22 protein-coding genes are annotated in these 24,697 nt (G+C 32.5%); 19 read left to right on the top strand and 3 right to left on the bottom strand.

Translation table 11 applies throughout. From position 1 onward, the window contains the following. Window positions 1–119 precede the first annotated feature (119 nt). The 11 genes from TD29_RS09540 (at window position 120) to TD29_RS09490 (ending at window position 10,437) form a co-directional block, all read left to right on the top strand. On the top strand, window positions 120–1,430 hold the full coding sequence (locus TD29_RS09540; protein ID WP_084203432.1) for an IPT/TIG domain-containing protein: 1,311 nt from the start codon (window positions 120–122) through the stop codon (window positions 1,428–1,430). A 28-nt stretch (window positions 1,431–1,458) separates the two neighbouring features. Next, a complete protein-coding gene (locus TD29_RS09535; RefSeq protein WP_052467062.1) occupies window positions 1,459–2,751 on the top strand; it encodes an IPT/TIG domain-containing protein in 1,293 nt (430 codons plus the stop codon). An 18-nt stretch (window positions 2,752–2,769) separates the two neighbouring features. After that, window positions 2,770–3,816 (top strand): S41 family peptidase, encoded by a 1,047-nt coding sequence (locus TD29_RS09530; RefSeq protein ID WP_040280325.1) that lies wholly within the window; start codon window positions 2,770–2,772, stop codon window positions 3,814–3,816. Then, on the top strand, window positions 3,813–4,874 hold the full coding sequence (locus tag TD29_RS09525; protein ID WP_040280324.1) for a DUF5700 domain-containing putative Zn-dependent protease: 1,062 nt from the start codon (window positions 3,813–3,815) through the stop codon (window positions 4,872–4,874). Before TD29_RS09530 ends, TD29_RS09525 begins: the two co-directional genes overlap by 4 nt. Window positions 4,875–4,885: 11 nt before the next feature. Further along, on the top strand, window positions 4,886–5,341 hold the full coding sequence (locus TD29_RS09520; RefSeq protein WP_040280323.1) for a GNAT family N-acetyltransferase: 456 nt from the start codon (window positions 4,886–4,888) through the stop codon (window positions 5,339–5,341). Window positions 5,342–5,362: 21 nt separating this feature from the next. Continuing rightward, window positions 5,363–6,091 carry a DUF3667 domain-containing protein gene (locus TD29_RS09515; protein ID WP_040280321.1) on the top strand — a complete coding sequence of 243 codons (729 nt, stop codon included), beginning with the start codon at window positions 5,363–5,365 and terminating at the stop codon, window positions 6,089–6,091. A 14-nt stretch (window positions 6,092–6,105) separates the two neighbouring features. Continuing rightward, window positions 6,106–6,546 carry a DUF4395 domain-containing protein gene (locus TD29_RS09510; protein ID WP_040280320.1) on the top strand — a complete coding sequence of 147 codons (441 nt, stop codon included), beginning with the start codon at window positions 6,106–6,108 and terminating at the stop codon, window positions 6,544–6,546. A gap of 41 nt (window positions 6,547–6,587) precedes the next feature. After that, window positions 6,588–8,081, top strand: a complete 1,494-nt coding sequence (locus TD29_RS09505; RefSeq protein WP_040280319.1) for a serine hydrolase domain-containing protein — start codon at window positions 6,588–6,590, stop codon at window positions 8,079–8,081. A gap of 67 nt (window positions 8,082–8,148) precedes the next feature. After that, entirely contained in the window at window positions 8,149–8,913 is a 765-nt protein-coding gene (gene map, locus TD29_RS09500; RefSeq protein ID WP_040280318.1) for a type I methionyl aminopeptidase, read from the top strand. 14 nt (window positions 8,914–8,927) lie between these two features. After that, window positions 8,928–9,470 carry a GNAT family N-acetyltransferase gene (locus tag TD29_RS09495; protein WP_206539797.1) on the top strand — a complete coding sequence of 181 codons (543 nt, stop codon included), beginning with the start codon at window positions 8,928–8,930 and terminating at the stop codon, window positions 9,468–9,470. Window positions 9,471–9,522: 52 nt separating this feature from the next. Continuing rightward, window positions 9,523–10,437 (top strand): M43 family zinc metalloprotease, encoded by a 915-nt coding sequence (locus TD29_RS09490; RefSeq protein ID WP_040280317.1) that lies wholly within the window; start codon window positions 9,523–9,525, stop codon window positions 10,435–10,437. Between the two features lie 20 nt (window positions 10,438–10,457). Here the strand turns inward: TD29_RS09490 and TD29_RS09485 are convergent, their stop codons facing one another. From TD29_RS09485 to TD29_RS09475, 3 genes are read right to left on the bottom strand one after another with little or no spacing between them, the layout of a single operon-like run. Further along, window positions 10,458–11,432, bottom strand: coding sequence for an alpha/beta hydrolase family protein (locus tag TD29_RS09485; RefSeq protein WP_040280316.1), 975 nt, complete (start codon window positions 11,430–11,432; stop codon window positions 10,458–10,460). Window positions 11,433–11,472: 40 nt separating this feature from the next. Beyond that, a complete protein-coding gene (locus TD29_RS09480) occupies window positions 11,473–11,928 on the bottom strand; it encodes a BP74-related protein (protein ID WP_040280315.1) in 456 nt (151 codons plus the stop codon). An 11-nt stretch (window positions 11,929–11,939) separates the two neighbouring features. After that, the gene (locus tag TD29_RS09475; RefSeq protein WP_161792615.1) at window positions 11,940–13,457 is read right to left on the bottom strand and encodes a choice-of-anchor Q domain-containing protein; all 1,518 of its coding nucleotides are present in this window, start codon (window positions 13,455–13,457) and stop codon (window positions 11,940–11,942) included. A gap of 272 nt (window positions 13,458–13,729) precedes the next feature. Here TD29_RS09475 and TD29_RS09470 point away from each other — a divergent pair, with 272 nt between their 5' ends. The 8 genes from TD29_RS09470 to TD29_RS09435 all read left to right on the top strand — a co-directional run bounded on the left by TD29_RS09470 (window position 13,730) and on the right by TD29_RS09435 (window position 24,523). Continuing rightward, window positions 13,730–15,154 (top strand): IPT/TIG domain-containing protein, encoded by a 1,425-nt coding sequence (locus tag TD29_RS09470; RefSeq protein WP_084203431.1) that lies wholly within the window; start codon window positions 13,730–13,732, stop codon window positions 15,152–15,154. Window positions 15,155–15,172: 18 nt separating this feature from the next. Then, window positions 15,173–16,483: an IPT/TIG domain-containing protein gene (locus TD29_RS09465; RefSeq protein WP_040280310.1), complete on the top strand. Its 1,311-nt coding sequence runs from the start codon at window positions 15,173–15,175 to the stop codon at window positions 16,481–16,483. Window positions 16,484–16,509: 26 nt separating this feature from the next. Continuing rightward, the gene (locus TD29_RS09460) at window positions 16,510–17,817 is read left to right on the top strand and encodes an IPT/TIG domain-containing protein (protein WP_052467060.1); all 1,308 of its coding nucleotides are present in this window, start codon (window positions 16,510–16,512) and stop codon (window positions 17,815–17,817) included. A 185-nt stretch (window positions 17,818–18,002) separates the two neighbouring features. Continuing rightward, complete coding sequence (locus TD29_RS09455) at window positions 18,003–18,311, top strand: hypothetical protein (protein ID WP_040280309.1); 309 nt, start codon at window positions 18,003–18,005, stop codon at window positions 18,309–18,311. 277 nt (window positions 18,312–18,588) lie between these two features. After that, window positions 18,589–19,827 (top strand): T9SS type A sorting domain-containing protein, encoded by a 1,239-nt coding sequence (locus tag TD29_RS17905; RefSeq protein ID WP_161792614.1) that lies wholly within the window; start codon window positions 18,589–18,591, stop codon window positions 19,825–19,827. A gap of 333 nt (window positions 19,828–20,160) precedes the next feature. Beyond that, window positions 20,161–21,876 (top strand): T9SS type A sorting domain-containing protein, encoded by a 1,716-nt coding sequence (locus tag TD29_RS17900; protein ID WP_052467058.1) that lies wholly within the window; start codon window positions 20,161–20,163, stop codon window positions 21,874–21,876. 26 nt (window positions 21,877–21,902) lie between these two features. Further along, the gene (locus TD29_RS17895) at window positions 21,903–24,074 is read left to right on the top strand and encodes a T9SS type A sorting domain-containing protein (RefSeq protein ID WP_052467057.1); all 2,172 of its coding nucleotides are present in this window, start codon (window positions 21,903–21,905) and stop codon (window positions 24,072–24,074) included. A 152-nt stretch (window positions 24,075–24,226) separates the two neighbouring features. Beyond that, entirely contained in the window at window positions 24,227–24,523 is a 297-nt protein-coding gene (locus tag TD29_RS09435) for a Bor family protein (protein WP_040280308.1), read from the top strand. Window positions 24,524–24,697: the final 174 nt, after the last annotated feature.

The raw sequence follows: 24,697 nt of genomic DNA, 5'->3' as shown, positions 1-24,697 counted from the left end.
ATACCTCATAGCAGCAATCATAATAAGTATAGCAGCGGTGGTTATATTCGAATTAGCGACCAGCATATACAATAGATTTTAACAGAAAAACAAAAAAATATAAAACTAAAAAGAATATAATGATAAAATCAATTTATAAAATAGGACTAATAGCTATGTTATATTTTATAGTAAATAGCTGTAGTAAGAATGATAATTCAGATAATGATACTTATGTGCCTACTTTATCAGCAATAGCACCCAACAGTGGTCCAAAAACAACAATCGTAACAATTACAGGAACTAATTTTGGTACAGACCTAAATACAGTAAAAGTCTTTTTTAATGAGAAAGAAGCAGTAGTACAATCTCTAACAAACACCGTTATTGAAGCTATAGTTCCAGTAAGTGCTTACACAGGTGTTGTAAAAGTAATGGTGAATGACATCGAATTAATAGGGCCTGAGTTTACCTATATCTTAACAGTGTTAGTAAACACTTTTGCTGGTAGTGATGTAGGAAATATTGATGGGACGCTTGAAAGTGCAAACTTTAATTACCCAACTGGTTTAGCATTTGATTCTGAAGGTAATTTATATGTTGTGGATAACGTGAATCATAGCATACGCAAAATAACACCAAATGGAGTAGTAAGTACTTTTGCTGGAGGTACTCAAGGGTTTGCAGATGACACAGGAACTGCAGCGAAGTTTAATTACCCATATTTTATTGCCATAGATACTCAAGATAATTTATATGTTACAGACCGTGCTAATCATAAAATCAGAAAGATAACCCCAAATGGAGAAGTAACCACTTTTGCTGGAAGTACAGAGGGTAATGATGATGGAGTAGGTACAGATGCTAAATTTTCATTACCCTATGGTATTACGATAGATTCCAATAATACTTTATACGTGTCAGATGTCGATAATCATAACATTCGTAAAATAACATCAAGCGGAGAGGTAACTACTTTAGCTGGTAGTGCTCAGGGATTTGCTGATGCAAATATAGGAACTGAGGCTAAGTTCAATTTCCCGTCTAGTTTAGCTATCGATAAAGATAATAATCTTGTGGTAGCTGATTTCAATAATAACAAAATTAGAAGAATTTCACTATCTGGAAAGGTAAGTACTTTGGTTGGTGGTACAACTGCGGGTCATAAAGATGGTTCTTTAACAGAAGCCTTACTTAATAAGCCTATTGGTATTAGTATTGATATTAACAATGATATTTATATTTCAAGCTACAATCATACTATTCGAAAAATAAATATTAACAATCAGCAAATAAGTACTATAGCGGGTAACCTAGGACAAGGAGATAATGATGGTATAGGCACAGATACAAGTTTTAATAGACCTTTTGGGTTAACTATTGATGAGGACAACACATTGTACATTGCAGATACTTATAATCACAGAATTCGTACGATAACACAAGAGTAAACCCAAACGAATTTAAAATAAATTAAAAATGAAAACAAAAATAAAATCAATAACCATATTATTAACAGCCTTGTTAATAATAAGCTGTAGCAAAGATGATAATATCCCAGACGCTACACTAGTATCAATAAGCCCAACCAGTGGGCCAAAAACAACTGTAGTAACTATTAGTGGTACTAATTTTGGTACAGACCCAAGTGTGGTGCAAGTGTTTTTTAATGATAAAGAAGCCGTGGTGCAGTCTGTTACTAATACAGAAATAATAGCCAAAGTACCCGCAAGAGCCTATACTGGTGCTGTAAAGATAATAGCAAATAATACAGAGTTAATAGGGCCGGAATTTACCTATACCATTACAGAAACATGGGTAGACACATTTGCTGGAAGTACAGTTGGCAATTCAGAAGGCAATTTAGATAATGCACTATTTAATTACCCTAACGGTGTGGTGTTCGATTCTCAAGGAAACCTTTTTGTAGCGGATACTGGTAACCACAGCATCCGTAAAATAACACCAGATGGTATTGTAAGTACTTTTGCTGGCAGTACACAAGGGTTTGCAGATGCTACTGGAACTAATGCTATGTTTAACTTCCCTAACCTTATTACCATAGATTCACAAGACAACCTTTTTATAGCAGACACTTTCAATCATAAAATTAGAAAGATAACACCAAATGGAGAGGTAAGCACCTTTGCAGGAAGTACCGAGGGTAACGTAGACGCTACCGGAGTTAATGCTAAATTTAATTTCCCCAGAGGCATCACAATAGATTCTGAAAATAATTTGTATGTATCTGATACAGGAAACCACACTATACGTAAGATCACGCCAACTAGAGAAGTCACCACTTTAGCAGGAAGCATACTTGGATTCCAAGATGGTGCAGGAGCAACAGCTAAGTTTTCTACCCCTTACGGATTAGTCATTGACAAAGAGAATAATATTTTGGTCGCTGACTTTTTTAACAATCGAATAAGAAAGATTTCTTCAACAGGTATGGTTAGTACTTTTACTGGAAGCTCTGTAGGGTATCAAAATGGGCCTTTAGCTTCGGCAAAATTCAAAAGACCTATTGATATAACCATAGATGCAAATGACAATATTTATATTGTAGATAGTAATAATTATGTTATTCGAAAGATAAGTAATAATGGGCTTGTATCTACAATAGCTGGTAATGTTACGCAAGGAGTAGAAGACGGGGCTGGCAGTGAGGCGAGTTTTATTAGTCCATATGGAATTACAATAGGACCTGATTATAAGCTTTATACAACAGATGCTGGAAGCAATAGAATTCGTACAATCATACAAGAGTAAAAATAAAATTAATTTAAAATGAAAACGATAGTATTAAGTATTATATGTCTGTATTGCAGTTTTAGTGCCCTAGGGCAAGAAAATGAGTTTGCTACAGATTTTAATTACTTAAAAAAACAACTTGAGAGCAACTATGCTGGTTTTAATGATAAAGTCTCGAAAAACCAGTTGGAGTATAACAAATTAGTGAGCCATATTGATACTTTGGTTAAAACGTCAACAGATACGCTACTTTTAGAGTCAAAATTAAAAGAATATGTAGCTTTTTTTAAAGACGATCATCTTCAATATTATGTAGTTGCCGAAGAAATGAAAAAACAAGCGGAATCTGATAATGAAGAGACAACATCTCAAACAATGTCTTTAGAATTACTTCCAGATGCAACCATAATCACGATTCCTTCTTTTGAGAGGGTTTATAAAAAGCGTTTGGATAGTTTGTTAAAATCAAATCATAATGAAATAACATCTAGAAGTACGCTACTTATAGATATAAGAAATAATGGTGGTGGCATTGATGCTACATTTAGAGGACTTTTACCATACCTCTATACAAAACCTTTTAAGTCTTATTCGGTAGAAATAAGAGTGTCTGATGATAACTTAAAGTATTATGAAAACCTTGTGAATGATAAAAGTATTTCAGAAAACGATAAACAAACATACAAGTCGTTAATTACAAAAATGAAGAATACAGAAAAGGACTTTGTAAATATGAATGATTCTATTGTATATCAAGAATCGTTTGATAAAGTATTTGCATTACCAAACAAGGTAGGTATTCTCTTTAATTCAAAAACAGCAAGTAGTGCCGAAGAGTTTTTATTAAGAGCAAGACAAAGCAGTAAAGTAACCTTTTTTGGTAAAGCTACTTCTGGAACTTTAGATTATTCTAACCCAAGAATAGTATGGATGCCATCGGAGAAAAGAGTAATGGCTATGCCAATTTCTCGTAGTACCAGATTACCTGAAAACGGTATTGACGATACAGGTATATTACCAGATAGTTTAGTAAATGACAATAAAGAATCAATTAAAGAATTAATAAAAAAAATGATAAGATGAAAAAAATATTTGTTGCTCTATTTGTATTCAGTACTAGTTTAACTTTTTCTCAAATTAAGATTAACATTGATAAAAGCAATGCTATACATACATATGAATTATTAAAGGAAAAGAAAGGGATTAGTGTAGATAGTTTATTAAAACTCGATGGCACCAAAAAACTTATTGAACAGGCTGTAAAGTTTGATAAAAATGCTAATTATAAAAATTATATTATTGAGTTAAAAAATGTGATAGCGGAAAAATCATCAGATGACAAAAATAGTTTCAGATTCACTCAATTAGTTGAGAAAATCAACAACACAGAGCATTTATATGAATATATTGTTAAGCAAGAAGACGATTTGAATAATTACTTAAATGAGAAACTCTCAAAATTTATACTTCCAAATGAAACTTTGTCAATTAATGCTTATTTACTTCTTGGTGGTACATCAGATGGATTTTCTAATGGTGCTACTTTTTCTATAGACCTTGGTTTTTTTAGTGATGATATAGAGGCGATGAAACAGATAATGTTACATGAAATCTTTCATATCGTACAGACTAAGTTGTACAAAAGGCCTAGTTCTTTTAAAGAAAGCATTGGTAAATCAGACAAAAATTTATTTAATCTACTTGATAAATTATTTAGAGAAGGAAGTGCTTCATATTTAGCTAACCCTTTGCTAATTGATGAGCCTAAAAGCTATACGATTTGGTACCAAAGTAAGTACAATAAAAATCTTAACAGAATAAAATATAATTTCCAATTATTTCAAAGTGTATTTTATAATCTAGAATATGATGGTAATGCAAACTTTGATGATTTATATACGATAGGATTTTCAGGTATGTGGAGCAGCCCATTTTACTTTGTTGGATTTCGTATGTGTGAGCTAATAAAAAAGCACGAAGGTGAAGATTTTTTATTGAAATATTTACGACTCAGTCCTACAAATTTTTTTCTTGCATATAATAATTATGCTAAACTTGAAAACGAGCCTAATACATATCCTGTTTTCAATCAACATATCGAAGAACAGGTTAACTCTATTAATACAAAGATTAACAAATAAAAGGATAAGGAATGAAAACTATAAATTCAAAAATTCAAATTGAACCATATCAAGAAAAGTATAGAGAACAATTACTTGCTGTTTGGGAAGCCTCTGTTTTGGCTACGCATAAGTTTTTAAAACCTTCAGATTTTAAAGCAATCAAGAGCATTGTTAAAACAATTGATTTTAGTGTATTTGGTGTTTTTTGCTTAATGGATGGAAATAAACTATTAGGCTTCATTGGTGTTATAGATGCAAAAGTAGAAATGCTATTCATCTCACCCAAACACTTTGGTCTAGGATATGGCAAAAGGCTTATGCGTTTTGCTATGTCTTTTCTTAATGCAAACAAAGTTGATGTTAACGAACAAAATACATCAGCAGTAGGTTTTTATAAAGCATTAGGGTTTGAAACGTATGAAAGAACAGAAAAGGATGATCAAGGTAAGGATTATCCTTTACTACGCATGAAATTGAGAGCATAACAAAAGTTAATCTAATATTTCATGTCAAAAAAAATATGTTGTAAAAACTGTGATGAAAATTTTACAGGTAACTATTGTTATAATTGTGGGCAAAAGGCTAACACAAATTATATTGACTTGAAATATTTTATACACGAAATTTCTAATGGAATATTCTCGATTGATAAGGGTATACTCTTTACAATTAGGGCACTAACATACCATCCTATACAAGTTGCAGTTGGTTATATTAAAGGAAAACGGGTTAAGCTATTTTCGCCTTATTCCTATCTAATTGTGATGGCGACCGCTATTGTGTTATTAAAAAAAGTTGGCTTACAAATAAATTATGATAAGGCATTGATTAGTGAGGATTTAAACCGAATTAATTCAGAAACACCATTCTGGCTACTTTTTGTTTTTTCAACACCCTTTTTTAGTTTTTTTGCTAAACTCTATTATCGTAAAAGAACACCATATAATATTTGGGAATACATTATAATTCTAACATATTTTACTGGTCATGCTTTGTTTTATTTACTCATTTATAAAATTCTATTTCTATTGTTTCCTAATATACAGGAGCAGGTTACAGTTTTCGTAGTACTTTTAATTTTTGCTTATCTCATTGGCTTAATATATAGTCTTCATTCCAAAAATTATAGTCAAAAGTTATTACTTCTTATTAGAACTATTGCATGGTTTATTACAAGTCTTGTTTTTTCAGTTTTATCAATTGTGTTATTACGAGAATTGTATAATTTAATATAAAAACTCAACAAAAAATGAATACTATTATTTGCCCTATTTCAAAAGAGAAAATTGATAACAATGTAAGTCGAGTAACCATGTTTTTTTCTGTAGTGTTGATGCTTACTTTTATATATACTAAAAATCCAATATATATTTTAGTCGCTACTACTGACACCTTAGTTAGAGCTTGGTTAAATGTAAAATACAGTCCTATAAAATGGCTGGCTACTTTTATTATTAATAGGGCTAAGACCAGTCCTGTATATATTGATTTGGCAAAAAAGGTTTTTGCATCACGTTTGGGCATGTTGTGTGGTGTAGCTTCTGTTGTATTATTCTACCTGAATTTTGAGTCCGCTTCATTTATAATAACAGGTTTTTGGGCATTTTTAGCAATATTAGACTCGGTATTTAACTTTTGTTTAGGTTGTATAATCTATACATATGTTAGTACTATTAAATCAATAAGATAATAATCATTAACAACTTTCATCAATTTAAAAACAATCACATCATGAAACAAATTACCTTTCACTTAATCTTAATTGCTCTTTTTAGTTTCAATATTTATGGGCAAAACACACAAGAGAAGCAAATAGATAGCTTTATAACAAGTACACTTCAAAAATTTAAGGAGATACCAAGTTTAGCAATTACTGTAGTAAAAGACGGAAAGCCTTTTTTTACTAAAACGTATGGTTTATCTAACCTAGAAAATAAAGTTAAGGCTACTAATGAAACATCTTACTACATTGCATCAGTTACCAAATCATTTGTTGGTTTACTCGCTGCAAAACTAGAATCAGATGGTGTTATTGACCTAAATGCCCCAATTGTTAATTTTAAACCCATTAAAGACTTCAAGGATAAGTCCTTATTTGAAAATATTTCGATTAAAGATTTATTGTCGCACACTAGTGGAATTAAAAATGATATGCTTACTTGGAAATTTGCAAGCATAGGAGAATACGATTATGCTTCAATGACAAAACTCTTAGAAGACAAAACAAAATCATTATACAATAATAAAAGGTTTCGTTATGACAATTTCGGGTATAATGTATTTGATTTAATACTACATGAAGAGTTTGGACTTTCTTGGAAAAACCTACTCGAAAAGGAAATATTTATTCCTTTAAGTATGAATCGTACTAGTGCTAATCTTACAACTGCAAAAAAGAAAGATTGGAACCTTGCGATGCCGTATGCTGCTATTAATGATGATAGATTGCCTAAAAAAGTGCTTACTCAAAAAAATGATGACACCTTTCAAGCAGCAGGCGGGATGATTTCTTCAATTGAGGACATGCAAAAATTTCTTTTATTATATTTAAACAAAGGCAAAGTCAATAATAAAAACGTGTTTGATAAGTCCGTAATTTCTAAAACACTTTTACCGCTTGTGGAAAACAAAGGAAGAAAAGACACTTTCATTCCTGAAGGATATGGATTGGGATGGAATATTGGGGAATATAATAATAAAAAAGCGTATTATCATTTTGGAGGTTTTGATGGTTATTTTTCACATCTTTCCTTTCTTCCAAGCGAAAACATTGGGATTTCCGTTTTAAGTAATGAAAATCATTTTGGAGATAATATATCAAACTTAATAGCTTCTTTTATTTATGACTTAATGTTAGGTGAAATAATAAATACTTATGACTATACAAATCAAGTTAATGAAGTTGAAAAAAGAGTATCTCAAATACAGAATTCTTATAAGAGAGACAGGGAAATTAGGGCTAAACGTAAATGGACTTTAATTCATGATTTTAAAAACTATGAAGGCGAATATAAAAATGAGCACATTGGCAACCTAATAATATCTTTAGATAACGAAAAAATTAAAGTCAGACTAGGGATTAGTGAAGCTATTGCGAGTCCATCCACTAATGATGATTCAATAAGAATAGAATTTAGAAATGGAAGTGGAAGAGATATCCTTTTTATTTCTAACACCAAGGGAACTATGGCTGCTGTTTATAATGGCCATGTTTTTATAAAATAAAATATTATGCGAAATTTATTTTTAGCAGCTAAACAAACCATACACATAATAATATAAAAGAGGTATAATGTCAATAACAACTGAAGCAGAATTAGAGGGCATAAAAAAAATTAGCAATATAGTTGGCTTAACATTGAAAAAAATGCGAGAATATGCCAAAGTTGGAATGTCTACAAAAGAACTTGATGACTTTGGTGGAGCTATTTTAGAAAGTTATGGAGCTAAATCTGCACCTTATGCTACCTACGGTTTTCCAGGGTATTCATGTATAAGTATTAATAGCGAAATTGCCCACGGCATACCATCCACGGGTACAATATTAAAGGAAGGTGATTTGATTAATATTGATGTGTCAGCTGAATTGAATGGGTTTTGGTCGGACAATGGAGGCTCTTTTATACTTGGAAAGGACATATATAATCATAACCCATTAGTGGGTGCTTCAAAGCAAATTTTGAGTAAAGCAATTAGCCATATAAAAGGAGGTGTACGAATTTCAGATATTGGGTATTTAATAGAGACCGAAGCAAAAAAAAGGAACTATAAGGTTATTAAAAATCTAGCAGGACATGGTGTTGGCAGAAGCCTACACGAAGAACCAGAAAACATTTTGAACTATAGAGTTAAAAGCAATACAAACAGATTCAAAAAAAACACAACAGTTGCAATCGAAACTTTTATTTCCACAAAATCTACCCAAGCCATAGAATTAAATGACGGTTGGACATTAGTTGGTAACAAAGGTGGCTTTGTTTCTCAACATGAGCACACTATATTGGTTACCAATAATTTGCCAATAATTTTAACGGCATCTAACGAAATTTGGAACTAATAAACAGCACAGTTATGCTTTTATCTACCAAAAGACTGGAGTTAAGAACAATAAAAAGTAGTGATAAGGAAGCGTTTTTTAAGTATCGGTCTAACGCTATTGCCAATATATATCAAGATTGGATTCCTAAAAGCTTAAAAGAAGTAGAAGCTTACATTAAAAACAAGCCAACAGTCCCAAATCAACCAAACACTTGGTTTCAATTTGGCCTAATTGAAAAATCTTCCTGTAAGCTTATTGGTGATATTGGTCTTCATTTTATAGAAAATGATGACAAACAAGTAGAAATTGGTTATACGTTAAATAAAGATTTTCAAGGTAAAGGATATGCTACAGAAGCCTTAAAATGTATTATTAATTACATATTTATTGATTTAAACAAGTATCGTATTTTCGCCTCTGTAGACCCGAGGAACATCCCCTCAATTAAACTTCTCGAAAGGCTGGGATTTAGAAAAGAAGCTCATTTTGAAAAAAGTATTTATTTTAAAGGAGAATGGGTGGATGATATTATATATGAGTTGTTACAACAGGAATGGAGAAACAAAACTGAATAGAGTTTCAACTGTATAAACATCCAGCAATAAAGTTTGATAAAAAATCAATTACATGAAATACCTTTTAAAATATTTTTTGATAAGCATATTCAGCTTTATTGTTTTTGCTTGTAGTGATGATGATACACCTATTCCTGTAAAAATACCAAAACCAGGAATTGATGTAGTAAAACTGCCTGTTGTAATCCATGTTATTCATAATGGAGAAGAAATTGGAGTTGGTTCTAACTTATCAGTAAATAGGATTTTAAGGCAAGTTGAAATATTAAATGAAGATTTCAGGAAAAAAGAAGAGACAAAGGGTTATAACAATCACCCTGATGGTGCAGATGTAAAAGTTGAATTTGTGTTAGCTAAAACAGATCCAGAGTCCAACCCTATTAATGGAATTAATAGAATTGATGCATCAAAACATAGTGTAGAGAATATTGGTTACAATCAAAATCATTATGCTCAATATGCATATTGGAATCCAAGTGAATACATTAATATTTGGATTACACCATTATCACAAGAAAGTGAATGTTTAGTTCTAGGACATTCCACAGGCCCAATAACTGATTTACCAGGAACAGAATTATTAGTTTTACCAAAACAAGGGGATGCTGAAGGCATATTAATAAACTGGATTCATTTTGGTGAATCTAACATTAATTGTCATGCTAAATATGGACGAACACTCACACACGAGATGGGGCATTATCTAGGGTTGCTTCATACATGGGGAGGAGGAGATTGTGAGTTTAACGACTATTGTAATGATACTCCAGCTGTTGATAATGTGGTTTTTGGAAGGACTTCATTTATAGGTTGTGCTGGGGATAACATAATGATTGGTAATTATATGAATTATAGTGATGACGATGTCATGAATATTTTTACGTATGACCAAGCGGCAAGAATTCATTATGTTCTCATCAACCATCAGGGAAGAAATAGCTTAATGACTAGCCCTGCATTAAACTAGGTTTAGTTATACAATTTTGTTTACCTTCCATGATATTTCATGTCAGGAAGCGGAGTATCATTTTTTAAATACTTATTAAACCAGGATATGATTTGTGTATTAACTTCAGTTTTATGTTCAGAAATACCATGGTCTCCTCCTTCAAAAATCACTAACTTGTACGGAACTCTGTATTTCTCAAACGCTAATGCCATTTTTAGACTATGCTCAGATTTTACGCGCCAATCAGCATTGCCATGTAGCATAAGAATTGGAACATTTTTTGGAAACTTATTTGCCCATTTTACCGCAGAACGCTTTGTTAAAGCTTCTTCTTTTTTTATGTTATAATCAGGAACTAATTCCGCAATCACTTGTGTTTCCATTTCTGGTCTCTCAGCTATGGTTTTAAAACTATCTGAGATTGCACCACCAACAACGGCAGTTTTAATTTTATTAGTTTTTGTTAAAGCAATGTAAGTCATCATGCCTCCTCTGCTCCAGCCATACATTCCTATTTTGTCTGTATTAGCTTCTTCTATTTCTTCTAGAACTTTTGGTAAAATTGTAACATCGTTTACATCTGTTCCACCAAATTCTTCTTGCCCTTCACTACCGCCATTTCCACGATACTGACTGGCAATTACAACATAACCTTCTTTGGCAATTTGGCCCATTGGTATTACGCCATGTGCTATTTTTAATGCACCAAAATCCCTGTTGCCACCTCTATTGAAAATGACACAAGGAAAGTTGCCTAGTTGTTTTGGCTTAACCAGTAATCCATTAATTTTTAAACCATCACTCATATAAGTTATTTTATAAATTTCAATACTGTCAATGTATTTGTAAGCTTCTTTCCAAACTATTTTATCATTTATGGTTTCTGTTAAATTCGAATAAATAGGTGTGTTTGATAAATCAGAAATTAGTGTTTTATCAATTAGTAATTCTTGCTTTTGAGCCTGACAACTAAATATTTGAAAGGCAAAAATCATTAAAAATAGAGGCTTCATATTTTTTTTTGATTAATTAATTTTTGAGAGCTTATTAGATTTAATCTACGGTTATTTCTTCTACAATAATATTACTCCAACCGCCATAACTTCCAACGGCATCAACAAAGTTTGTTAATTCTACATCAGAATAGGCACAACCATCATAAATCTCAGCTCCATGCTCTACCAATTCCCAAGATTCTTCATCGAAATGCCAATTAAATTCATGCGATTCGTTAAAATTATATCCAGCACTTCCATGTTTTATTTTTCCTAATGGAAATAATCGTCTATCGTTTTTATTTAAAGCTAATTGGTCTAAACATTGTTGAATAACTTGTGGATTTTTTGTTCCAGCTATAAAATTTGTGTCTTGCCAATTACCATGACTACTTTCTGGACAACTTTGAAATTTAAAATATCGCATTCCGGTTTCAGGTTTGTTATCATCTTTCTCATTACTACAAGCCAATAAGGCTGTTACTGCTAAAATATAGATATAAATTCTTTTCACTTTTACAGGTTTTATTTAATTAATACTTTTTTTGTGATATGGTTTTTATTCTTCAAGGAAATATGCAGTAAGTATAAACCCGAAGAAAGGTTACTGATGTTTAATACATGACTTGGCTCAAAACTTTTAATAGTTTGTCCTTTTATTGTGGTTAGCATTATTGTTGCTATAGTTTCTAAGTTTAATGTGGAATCAAAATATATTTTATTTGAAGTTGGATTTGGGAAAATGGAAAAAGAGGTATATTCTTCTGTAATTATAGATAGAGAGGCATTATATTCATACGAACCAATATCAAAACCTGACCCATTAGGTCTGGGCTCATTCTCTAAATCGTCAATAACAACTGTGTTTACAGCATTAGTTCCTGCGTCGATTGCTTGTGAATTTTCTGCTAAATGAAAATTATTGGTATTATTATCCTCAAAAATTTGAGATAGTGAGTTTGCAATTTGTGAATTAGCATCTAAACCCTGTGTTTGCCAATCACTTAAACTGGTTACCGAGCCATCACCAGAATAACTCATTTTATTATTCAGTATATTATAATTACTGGTTAACTGTGTTGTGCTTTCAGCGGATATACAGCCTCGCCAAGCGTGTTCATTTATTATAATATTATTATATATTTCGGTATTCACATTTGCACCATCCTGTAACAAAATACCCCAACGACCATCACTTGGAACAATAATAGTATTGTTATAAATTTTTGCACCATTGGTAACAATAGCACCATCTATTTGAAATAAAGCGATGCCTTGGGCAGAATGATTATTATAGATAAGATTATTGTACACTTCTGGGTTTTCTAAACCATCCATATTTATGCCTGCGGCCAAATTATTATCGTGAATAATATTTCCATAAATTTGCGCATCACTAATAATACCATCTCCACCAGAAAAGCGGTCAGCATTCATATGAATGCCAATGTTATTATTACCGTAACATTCGTTATAACGTATTATAGGCCTGTCCGAACTGTTAGATACATAAATACCGTGTTCATCAATAGAGTTTGCACAAATGTTATGTTCAATTATAATATCGTCTGTAAAACCAGTAAAAATCCCTCGTTCAGCATTATTGTTACAAAAATTATTTCTAATTATACAAAAGTCAGACAGAACTACTCTAATACCGTTTCCGTTACCAGGAGCATCATTAACTTTAAAACCATCAATTATAATATAATCTGAATTTTCTATATTAATACAATCGTTTCGTATTGGGCCTCTTTGATTAATAATAGCATTATCTCCAATGGCAATAAAGGTAATAGGGTTTGTACTTGTGCCATTAACATCTCTAACATCAAAACCAGCATAAGTGCCATCTACTACATAAACCGTGTCTCCTGCCGAAACAAGGTTTGAGGCATGTTGTAAAGTTAAAAAAGCAGTAGCTAGCGTTAAGCCATTGTTAGCGTTATTTCCTGAATTGGAAACATAATAATCTGTAGCATTAGACTGTAGGCAAAACAACAATGATAATACTAAAAATAGTGTGGATTTTGTAGAATACATAGTAGGCATATTTTAGAAGTTATTTAATCAAGATTTGGAGTTTTAAATTACATCTTATAGTGCTAAACTGCAAAAATTATCGATTAAGAGCAAGTGTTTTTACTATTAGAAACCCAAAAAGAATCAAATTTTAAAGGTTTTGAATCAAATTTGAAAACTCAACTTTAGGTGCGATTAAAAATGTGTCAAAATTGAAAGCATTTGACATAATTGTGAATGATTAACACCTGAGTTTAAGACTATGTTTGCTCCATAATTTTAAACTATATGTTATGAGAAGATATAACACCCAAATGAACCGAAACAGAGAATTTGGCAATTTCCATCAAAAATGGAAAAATAAAAAACAAGCCTTAAAACACAAAACCAGTAGTATTATAGTTGTTGTGCTAGTATGCTTTTCTGTTTTCGCATCATGTAGCAGTAACGATGACACTACAGAACCCGACACAGCAATAACGAGTTATAGCCCAAACCATGGACCAAAAGGCACTATAGTAACTCTTATTGGTGTAAGTTTTGGTACAACTACTGGTAACGTTAACGTTAGTGTAGATGAAATAAATGCAGAAATTATTAGTGTAACCAATACCGAAATAAGGTTTAAAATACCACCAAGAGCATTTAAAGGAGAAATTCTAGTAACCATTGATGGTATAGAATATACAGACTTTGAATTTGAATATGAAATTTCGGATGTACAAGTATCAACATTTGCGGGTTCAACTATGGGTAATTCAAATGGGGCTTTAGCAATAGCAAAGTTTAATGAGCCTCATTCCATAGTATTTGATTCACAAGGGAATATGTTCGTGACGGATTTTAGCAATCGCATTCGAAAAATAACACCATTAGGTCAAGTAAGCACATTAGCTGGAAATCAACAAGGTGGCTTTGCAGATGGAGATGGTACAGATGCTAGGTTTCGTTTTTTAGGCGGTTTTGGTTCTTCAGGTATTACTATAGATAAAGACGATGTTATTTATGTAGCAGACACTGGTAATGGAGCTATTCGTAGAGTAGCACCAAGTGGAAATGTAACTACCATAGCAGGTAATGGAATTGTTGGAGATGTTGATGGTATTGGTGCAGATGCGAGATTCAATTTCCTTAATAGTATAACAATTGACAATCAACATAACCTTTATGTTACAGATTCTGAAAACGAAAAAATAAAGCGCATTGAGTTGCCAAGTAACATGGTAACTACCATAGCAGGAGGTACAAGTGGTTATCAGGACGGTGTAGGTGCCAATGCAAAATTTTCCTCTCTATTAGGGCAATTAGTTTTTAATAATGACAATGCTTTGTATGTTGCTGAATTTGGTACTGGTGGTGGTCTCCATGGTTTACGAAAAGTGACATTAGATGGAGTTGTTACAACAGTTACTGGAAGTACTGAAAACGGTTATGTTGATGGGGCACTAGAAGACGCAAAGTTTGGTACTTTATCAGGTGTTGCATTAGATAAGTTGGGCAATATATATGTGGTTGATCGTCATAACCACTTAATACGTCGTATATCAAAATCAGGTATAGTTACTACACTTGCTGGAGTTGTTGGCGGAGGGTTTCAAGATGGTTCTGGAGATGTTGCTAAATTTTTATATCCAAGTCACATCATCGTAGATGATAATTACAATATTTACGTAGCAGATGGTGGCAACCACCGCATTAGAAAAATTACACAAGAATAAAATTTTAAAATAGAAAAAATGAAAACACTTTTTAAAACATTGGTAATAGTGTGCATTGTTGTGTTGTTTACAGCATGTAATAGAAGTGATGATAACATTAACACTGTCACAACAATAAGTAGTATTAGTCCAAACCATGGTCCAAAAGGTACAGAGGTAACATTATATGGTAATGGATTTGGTAGTGATATTAGCACTGTAACTATAAGTATAAATGGTGTAAGTGCTAATGTGGTAAGCGTTTCAAATACAGAGATAGAATTTATCGTGCCATCTAAGTCATATAATGGAGAGGTTATAGTTACCATAGATGATGTTGAGCACATTGGACCATACTTTGATTATGAGATTTCAGAAGTAAACGTATCTACTTTTGCAGGTTCTACTTCAGGAAATATTGATGGCAATTTGCAAACCGCAAAGTTTGATACTCCTTTTTCAATGATATTCGATTCTAATGGCAATATGTTTGTAGTTGACGAGGATAATTCTAATATCAGAAAGATAACACCTGATGGTATAGTAAGCACATTTGCAGGAAGTATAGAAGGCTTTGCCAATGGCATTGGCACTATTGCAAAATTTAAATCGCCTAATGGTATTACTATAGATGCTGATGATAACCTTTACATTACTGATACAGGAAATCATAAAATTCGAAAAATATCTCCAACAGGTCATGTTACCACTATAGCAGGCAGTTCTATAGGAGACTTTGATGATATTGGTGAGAATGCAAAATTCAAATCACCTAAAGGGATTGCAATTGACGCAGAAGGTAATCTTTATATAACAGACTCTGGAAACCACAAAATAAAGCGTATTACCCCAGATAATATAGTAGAAACCATTGCTGGTAGTGAAGTTGGGCATTTAGATGGAAACGGATTAAACACAAAATTCACGCTTCCAGGTCAGATTACTTTAGGAAGCGATAATGCGTTGTATGTTGTTGATACTGGTGCAGATGTAGGTTTGCATGGCGTGCGCAAAATATTATTAAGTGGAGAAGTTAGCACAGTTGTAGGAAATATAGAAGCAGGCTATGTTAATGGATCTATTGAAGAAGCTAGATTTAATACTCCACAAGGGATAACTACAGATGATTATGGAAATATATACATATCGGATTATAGAAATAATGTAATTAGACGAATTTCAAAATCTGGTAGCGTTACAACATTAGCCGGAAGTGTATTTGGTCTTCAAGATGGAGTTGGAGAAGAAGCCATGTTTAAAACAGTTCTTTATATGACAATCGATTCTGATAATAATCTATATGTAGCCGATGGCTTTAATGATCGAGTTAGAAAAATCACACAAGAATAAAATTTTAAAATAACAAAAAAGAAGAAATGAAAACACTTTTTAAATTAATGATGCTAGCATGCATCGTTATTTTTACAGCATGTAGCAGTAATGATGAGGCACCAGTGCCAGAAAACAAAAACCCAAACATAGCATCTATAAGCCCAACGGAAGGACCAATGCTATCAACAGTAGTAATTTCAGGAGAAAACTTTGGAACAGATGTAAGTAAAGTAGAAGTTTATTTTGATGATATTGAATCTGTTGTTCAAAGTCTAACAGATTCAGAAATTGTTGTAACAGTTCCTTCGAAAGCCTATAATGGCGAATTAAAACTTGTAATAAATAATGAAGAGTTGCAAGGGCCAACCTTTAACTATATTATATCTGATGTAGAAGTAACAACAATTGCAGGTGGTAGCCAGGGCTACCTTGATGCTATTGGGACTAATGCAGAATTTAACGAATTATCGGATGGTGTAATAGATTCGCAAGGAAACTTATTTGTAGTAGATAAAAACAACCATGTTATACGTAAAATGACACCAGATGGAAACGTTGATACCTTTGCAGGGGCAGGAGGTTCTGGTTACAGTGATGACCCAAATGGTGGCGAAGCATTGTTTGATACACCGTATAGTATTGCCATTGATGCTCAAGACAACTTATATGTATGCGATAATTTTAAGGTTAGAAAAATCACTCCTTTAGGTGCAGTAACTACACTTGCAGGAAGCACCGAAGGTTTTCAAAACGGAACAGGTTCAGAGGCGAAATTCAAAAGACTAACAGGTATTTCTATTGATGCTATTGGTAACGTTTATGTTGCTGACCCTCACAATTCGAAAATACGAAAAATCACTCAAGAAGGAGTTGTAACTACTTTTGCAGGCACTACTGAAGGAGACGTTGATGGAGACATATCAGTAGCACAGTTTAACAAACCAACAGATATGTGTTTTGATTCCAATGGAAACCTATTTGTAACTGATGAAGGAAATGATAAAATTAAAAAAATCACTCCTAACGGAATAGTAAGCACTTATGCAGGTAATGCAGGAGAGGGTTTTTTAGATGGTAGTTTAGAGGCAGCAAAGTTCAATCATCCTTATGACATTGAAATAAGTGTGGATGATACTATTTTTATTCAAGATTACCTCAATAATAGCATACGGAAAATCACACCAAACGGACAAATTACAACAATTGCTGGTGCTATAGAAACTGGCAATCAAGATGGAGATAGTAATTCGGCTAGGTTTTTTAATCCTTGGGGAATAACACTTGGTCCCGATTATACCATCTATGTTTTTGATACAAATAACAATAGTATTAGAAAAGTAGTTGAAAGGTAATGGAAGACATTTTATATAGTTTCTCTACATTCATGGTAGAATATAAGGTAAGAATTAGTTTTAAACCTCTTGAAGTATTACCTTGATTAGTAGTGTTCTAAGATAAATTATCTTAGAGCTAATAAAGCCTTTCATATACATGAAAGGCTTTTGTTTTAATACAACCGAATACGCAATATTTGATTATGAAAAATAAATTAAACTGGATATTAACTGCACACAAACCACGAATCGAGGCCGTGGAAGAAATAAAAAAAACCATAGCATCTAATGATGGTTATATTGTAAATTTTAATATGTTTTCAGACCTTGCTATGTCTCTTAGTATTGAAATAGAAGCAAATCAAATAAACAATCTTCATCAAGGTCTAAAAAAAACACTTCAAATCTCTAGTCTTAATTTTGATGAAGAGTGGCAAAATTCAAAAAAAGAATGGCTAATTTTTATCAATATATCCTTTACCAAAGGAAAAGGTAATATGAAAAACAGATGATTATTTGGGTGTTTTAGAACTATATAGTCTAAAATTCAATTCAATTTATTTTTCTTAAAGAAGTACAAATCAAAATGAGGTGATTTAATTGCTAAAACGTAATAGTGTATCATTTTTTAAAGCCTTTGAATCATTCTTTAAAGTTTTAATGTTTTTTATATAAGTATAGATTTTTATGCTTTAAAATTGAAAGTTTTTGGGTCTTTTCTACTCTCACTTGGTTTTGTGTATTAGTACGTTTGCACAGCAAACTTTAATACATATAAACATGAAAAAAATGTACTTACTCTATTTAATTACAAGTCTAGCATTTATAAGCTTAAATGCACAAGATTGTACTATTGGAAATACTATTGTAAATAACGATGGTTCAGGGAATTTTTCAAATTCAAATTTACTTTCAGGAGTTAAATTTACTTTAACCGAAGAAGGGCTCCTAAATTCCATAAACATGATAGGGAACAATACTGGAGCACAAGTTCAAATGGCAATTTATAATGATAATAATGGAGAACCTGACGCTTTAATAGCCACATCTGAAATAGGAGTTGTTACAGAAGGTTTGGTGACTTTAAGTGCTCCTAATTATCGACTTCTTGTTGGTGATTATTGGGTATTCGCTATTTTTGATGAAAATGGTATTCATACCCCTTTTGCTGCCATAGGTAGCCCACGTAGCCAAGTTTATAGACAGGGTCATGTTTTTGGAAATCCTATGCCAAATAGGGGGTCAGCTTTTGTAACCTATGGTTCAGAGCTTGCTTTACCATATTTTGTAGACCTAACCTGTTCATCATCAACACCATCGGCATGTAACATTGGAAATTCAGAAGTTACTCCTGAGTTCACAGGTGGGAACAACTTTGTGGCAAATGTACTTCTTAGTTCTAAAAAGGTAACTCTTACAGAGTCTGGTACTTTAAACTCTATCAATATGATTGGAAATGGTACAGGAGCACAAGTACAAATGGCATTATATGATGATGAAAATGGGGTTCCCAATAATTTAATCGCTACATCTAGTGTTGGTGCGGTTATAGGTGGGCATATTGCACTGCCCGTGACCCCTATTACATTACCCGCTAGTGATTATTGGATTATGGCGGTTTATGATACTGATGGTGATCATGTGCTTAAGAATGAAAATGCAAGAGACAGCAGATTGTATTATCAAAGTGTAACGTTTGGAGACACAATGCCTGTTAATGCTTCAGGCTTTTTTGATTTTGGAGGTGCTGATTATTTATATTATTTAGATATATCATGTTCTACATTATCTAATGATGATTTTAATATAAACGACACCTTATCATTATTTCCAAATCCGTCTTCAACAAACATTTTTATAAGAGGATTAAAACAAAGAGAAGCGTATGTAATGTATAACACTTTAGGTGAAAAAGTACTAGAAGGTTATATAGAAAAACATGAAAGTATAAATGTAGCAAGTATAAAAACAGGATTATACTTTGTAAAACTTAATAGTGGGCAATCTTTAAAATTTATTAAAGATTAGTACATCCAAAATGTAATAAACTATCTCGCGCCTTTTTTTGTTAGTAGCTTTAAACGGGCTGATGCGCATTGAATAACTTGAAGCCTTTCATTTTTATGAAAGGCTTTCTACTATAATTAAAAACTTACAATTATTCTTTTTTTATAAAGCAGATGAATCAATTTTTATAGTTTCTGAATCAATTTTTAAAGCATCAATACTTTTTAGACAAATTAAGAATATCAATGCTTTAAAATTGAAAGCATCTGGTTCTTATGTGAACGCTTTCAAGGTAATTCAAATCTATTTTTGTTAAAAATTTTAAGAACACAAACATAAAAAGCAACTCGGAATATGAAAAAACATTACATCATTTGTTTAATTACAATTCTAGCATTATTAAAGCTAAATGCACAAGATTGTAGTATAGGAAATAATCTTATAACTGAAGAACATCAAAATATAAATTTACAATCTAATAGATTGTATGGGGTTAAATATACCCTTTTTGAAGAGGGGACTCTAAACTCAATTAACTTAATTGGAACTGCTACAAACGCTTCTGTTCAAATGGCAGTCTATGATGATAATAATGGAGTGCCTAATAATTTAGTAGCAACATCCAATATTGGAATCGTTAATGAAGGTTTGGTATCTCTACAAACACCTTCTGTTTTGCTTTCCCCAGGGGACTATTGGGTGTTTGCGAATTATGATGCTTCCGGTACACATACTCTAGGTACTGTAGAAACTTCAGGGAACACATATTATTACTCTGAAAGTATAGCGTTTGGAGATTCAATGCCTTCTAATGCATCTACATTTAATAATGGTACAGATTATGGTTTAACTCTTCTATATTTTTTAGATATAACTTGTTCATCATCAGTGCAAAATGAATGTATTACTGGCAACTTTGAAGTTTCGCCAGAGTTTGACACATTCGGCATATCAGCAAATTACCTATTAGGCACTAAACATACACTTTCGCAACCAGGTACTTTAAATGCCATAAATTATATAGGTAATGGAACTGGCGCACAGGTGCAAATGGTAGTGTATGACGACAATAATGGAGTGCCAAATAATTTAATGCGTGCTTCTAGTGTTAGACTTGTTCTAGGTGGCCGTCAATCAATCCGAGTAATCCCTGTTGATTTACCCGCTGGCGATTATTGGATAATGGCTTTCTACGATGTACCTGGAAATCACAGTAATGTTAATACCAATGCCACAGGAAACGATATATATTATAAAAGTTTAGCATTTGGTTCTCCATTGCCATTTAACGCTTCAGATTTTTCTACCTTTAGTGGTCAAGATTTTTTATATGCTCTAGAAGTAACCTGCATTCCACAAACAGATTGTAGTATAGGAAATTACAATATTACCCCAGATTACACTGAATACAACATAATACCTAATCGCTTTTTAGGTGTTAAACATACACTTACGGAAGAGGGTACTTTAAACTCAATAAACTTTATAGGTAATAACACAGGTGCTAATGTACAAATGGCAGTTTATGACGACCTTGGTAATAGCCCTTATAACCTAGTTGCAACATCTGAAATTGGAACTGTTGGAGATGGTATGGTCGCATTACCTGTAACCCCTGTTGTTTTACAACCAGGTGATTATTGGATTATGGCAAACTACGATTCTGACGGAAACCACTCTAATGTCAATACAAATGCATCAAGTAGCAGACGTGTTTACCATTTCGCACACAATTTTGACGACCCTTTGCCATCACAAGCTATAAACCTATTTACATATACAGGGCAAGATTATCTGTATTACCTAGACATCACATGTGGTTCTACTTTATCTACACCTGATTTAGAGATAAATAACGATATAAAGCTCTACCCTAATCCATCTTCTAATATTATTAAAATATCGGGCTTAAAACAAAAAACGTACTTCAGTTTATATGACCATTTAGGAAGAAAAATTTTTGATAATAAAATTGAGAATAATGAAGCTATTAATATTCAGAATTTAAATACTGGGCTTTATTTCATAAGGTTTGAAAATGGGCAAACCAAAAAATTTATTAAAAAATAATTTTTAAACACATAAATAATTTAATAATGAAAAACAAATACACACTTTTTTTAATTATGCTCTTGGCATTTTTAAATATAAACGCGCAAGATTGCGTTATTGGTAACTCTGAAATCACACCAGATTTTAATGAAGAGACTATACTCTATCAAAATAGATTAAGAGCTGTTAAAGTAAGCCTCAACCACAGAGGAACACTCAACTCAATTAATATGATAGGTAATGGTACAGGTGCTCAAGTAAAAATGGGGGTTTACAGTTCTTATGATAATAGGCCGCATAACTTAATTACTGAATCAACTGTTGGTGTAGTCAATAATGGCGTAGTAGCACTTTCTGTAGTACCTATAACACTTGAGCCAGGGACTTATTGGATTACCAGTATTTTTGATGAAGATGGTGTTCATAGTCTTATGGGGGATTATACAGTTGGAACTTCAGTAAGAATTGCAAATGCTGATTTTGATGCTCCAATGCCTACAGAATTTGAAAATGAAATTGGATATTCTGGTGAAGGTCACTTATACTATTTAGACATAACTTGCCCATCTACGACAGAATGTAATATTGGTAACTCACTTGCGGACTCAAACTATGTTGATGGAAGTTTTTCAGCTAATTTGCTATTTGGTGTGAAATACTCTTTAGATAAACAAGGTATACTAAATTCAATAAACATGATTGGTAATGGCACAGGTGTTAATATAAAAATGGCTGTATACGATGATAATAATGGTGAGCCAAATAATTTAGTAGCCGCTTCTAGTTTAGGTACTGTTGGAGAGGGTTTAATTAGTCTAGACGTCGCACCTGTTGAATTGCCTCCTGGTGACTATTGGATTATGACAGTTTTTAATGCTCCAGGAAGCCATACTAAAACAAACACTTCTGCAACTGGCAACACTGTATATTATAAAAATCATTCGTTTTGGTCTGGAGTGCCACCAGATTTTTCTGATTCTACAAGCTATACAGGCCAAGATTTTCTATTTTTTTTAGAGATGGATTGCATACTAGAATCAGATTGTAATATTGGGGACTCAATAAATACTCCAAATCATGAAAATGCTAATTTTTCACCTAATAATTTATTAGGCACAAAATATACGCTTCTACAAGAGGGTACGCTAAATTCAATTAACCTTATAGGAAATGGTACGTATGCTAATGTTCAAATGGCGGTTTATTCAGATAACAATGGTGACCCCGATAACTTAATAGCCTCTTCAGAGGTACACAAGGTGCGTACGGGTAAAGTCACTTTACCAGTAACACCAATTGTAATTCCTCCTGGAGATTATTGGATTATGGCCGTCTATGATAGCGCTGGACAGCATACAAAAAGAGATGTTACATCAACAGATAATGTAGTGCATTATAAGAGTTTAAATTTTGGTGAGGAAATACCACCAAACGCTTCAGGTTTTAGCTCTTTTATAGGTCAAGAATTTCTGTATTTTCTTGATATTACTTGCGCAACAACCTCTACATGCGGTATTGGTGCATCGGAAATTCCAACTGAAAACCTTGCTGCAAATTTTCCAGCAAACACGCTCTTGGGCAATAGTTATACTCTTTATGAAGAGGGTGTATTAAGCAGTATCAACTTAATAGGCAAAAATACTGGAGCAGCGGTACAAATGGTGGTTTATGATGATGACGGAGGTGCTCCTAATAATTTAATTGTAGAGTCTAGTATTGGAACTGTTGGTGAAGGTCGTGTTACCTTACCAGTGGATCCAATTGTACTACAACCTGGTACTTATTGGGTAATGGCTATTTACGATACTCCAGGAGATCACACCTACGGTACAGAGTCAATTTCAGCAAATGCTATTTCTCATTTTAGCTATACTTTTGGAAACCCTGCTCCAAATAACGCGAGTGCATTTTCAACGATTCCATTTGGAAGAGAATATAACTATTTTTTAGATATTGAATGTGGTGGAGATACTTTATCTACTCCAGAATTTGGTGTAGAAAACAGGATTGTTCTATACCCTAATCCTTCTTCTAACTTTATAAGTATATCAGGTTTAAAACAAGAAATGAAATTTACCTTACATGACCAATTGGGAAGAATAATTATGAATAGTACTATTAACAATAATGAGTCTATAAGTGTACAACACTTAAATACTGGGCTATATTTTGTACGATTTGAAAATGGTAAAACTAAAAAGTTTATTAAAAAATAATATGAGCTTCAGCAATTAAGGGATGTTGAAAACTAGCAGTTTAGGGTGGAGCATATACTTTCTTCTATTCTGCTAGTGCTTATAACATTTCGTTGAAAACAAGACTCAGAAAGAGTATTCTAAAAAAATGTATAACTAAAATTTTTAAAAAAATGATTAAAAAATCAATGAAAATGATGTCAGTTGTATTTGCTGCATCAATGTTGTTAACTTCTTGCTACTCATATACAAGTGTTGTAGGTAGTGGGGCTCAAGGAAACAATGAAACCACTAGTTGGAATCATTATGTAATTTTTGGCTTAGCACCTGTTGGTGTTTCTGATTCAAAACAAATGGCTAAAGGAGCAGAAAACTATACAGTTCGTACAAGGCAAACTTTTGTGAACGGATTAGTTTCAGCCATTACTTTTGGATTATATTCTCCAACTACAACTACAGTAATCAAATAACATTTAATAATGGGAGTTTGTTAAATATCACAAACTCCCATTACCTATATACAATGAAGAAAGTTCTTTTTTATATCTCATTAGGGGTATCGATTATGCTTCTTATAAATATTGCAAATATTTTGATAACCGATTTAAACAGACTTACCGAATATGGGTATGGCTATTTAGTAG

It is taken from the genome of Psychroserpens damuponensis (assembly GCF_000826655.1).
Taxonomy (GTDB): Bacteria; Bacteroidota; Bacteroidia; order Flavobacteriales; family Flavobacteriaceae; genus Psychroserpens; species Psychroserpens damuponensis.
This window is presented reverse-complemented; position numbering and strand designations above follow the sequence as displayed.

What these genes read in the sequence shown, in the direction of transcription:
- TD29_RS09520 (WP_040280323.1), top strand. Translation starts at nt 4,886, where the DNA reads ATGAAAACTATAAATTCAAAAATTCAAATTGAACCATATCAAGAAAAG.
- TD29_RS09490 (WP_040280317.1), top strand. Translation starts at nt 9,523, where the DNA reads ATGAAATACCTTTTAAAATATTTTTTGATAAGCATATTCAGCTTTATT.
- TD29_RS09475 (WP_161792615.1), bottom strand. Translation starts at nt 13,457, where the DNA reads ATGTATTCTACAAAATCCACACTATTTTTAGTATTATCATTGTTGTTT.
- TD29_RS09525 (WP_040280324.1), top strand. Translation starts at nt 3,813, where the DNA reads ATGAAAAAAATATTTGTTGCTCTATTTGTATTCAGTACTAGTTTAACT.
- TD29_RS09515 (WP_040280321.1), top strand. Translation starts at nt 5,363, where the DNA reads ATGTCAAAAAAAATATGTTGTAAAAACTGTGATGAAAATTTTACAGGT.
- TD29_RS09460 (WP_052467060.1), top strand. Translation starts at nt 16,510, where the DNA reads ATGAAAACACTTTTTAAATTAATGATGCTAGCATGCATCGTTATTTTT.
- TD29_RS09505 (WP_040280319.1), top strand. Translation starts at nt 6,588, where the DNA reads ATGAAACAAATTACCTTTCACTTAATCTTAATTGCTCTTTTTAGTTTC.
- TD29_RS09540 (WP_084203432.1), top strand. Translation starts at nt 120, where the DNA reads ATGATAAAATCAATTTATAAAATAGGACTAATAGCTATGTTATATTTT.
- TD29_RS17895 (WP_052467057.1), top strand. Translation starts at nt 21,903, where the DNA reads ATGAAAAACAAATACACACTTTTTTTAATTATGCTCTTGGCATTTTTA.
- TD29_RS09435 (WP_040280308.1), top strand. Translation starts at nt 24,227, where the DNA reads ATGATTAAAAAATCAATGAAAATGATGTCAGTTGTATTTGCTGCATCA.
- TD29_RS09495 (WP_206539797.1), top strand. Translation starts at nt 8,928, where the DNA reads ATGCTTTTATCTACCAAAAGACTGGAGTTAAGAACAATAAAAAGTAGT.
- TD29_RS09470 (WP_084203431.1), top strand. Translation starts at nt 13,730, where the DNA reads ATGAGAAGATATAACACCCAAATGAACCGAAACAGAGAATTTGGCAAT.
- TD29_RS09535 (WP_052467062.1), top strand. Translation starts at nt 1,459, where the DNA reads ATGAAAACAAAAATAAAATCAATAACCATATTATTAACAGCCTTGTTA.
- TD29_RS09455 (WP_040280309.1), top strand. Translation starts at nt 18,003, where the DNA reads ATGAAAAATAAATTAAACTGGATATTAACTGCACACAAACCACGAATC.
- TD29_RS17905 (WP_161792614.1), top strand. Translation starts at nt 18,589, where the DNA reads ATGTACTTACTCTATTTAATTACAAGTCTAGCATTTATAAGCTTAAAT.
- TD29_RS09485 (WP_040280316.1), bottom strand. Translation starts at nt 11,432, where the DNA reads ATGAAGCCTCTATTTTTAATGATTTTTGCCTTTCAAATATTTAGTTGT.
- map (WP_040280318.1), top strand. Translation starts at nt 8,149, where the DNA reads ATGTCAATAACAACTGAAGCAGAATTAGAGGGCATAAAAAAAATTAGC.
- TD29_RS09465 (WP_040280310.1), top strand. Translation starts at nt 15,173, where the DNA reads ATGAAAACACTTTTTAAAACATTGGTAATAGTGTGCATTGTTGTGTTG.
- TD29_RS17900 (WP_052467058.1), top strand. Translation starts at nt 20,161, where the DNA reads ATGAAAAAACATTACATCATTTGTTTAATTACAATTCTAGCATTATTA.
- TD29_RS09510 (WP_040280320.1), top strand. Translation starts at nt 6,106, where the DNA reads ATGAATACTATTATTTGCCCTATTTCAAAAGAGAAAATTGATAACAAT.
- TD29_RS09530 (WP_040280325.1), top strand. Translation starts at nt 2,770, where the DNA reads ATGAAAACGATAGTATTAAGTATTATATGTCTGTATTGCAGTTTTAGT.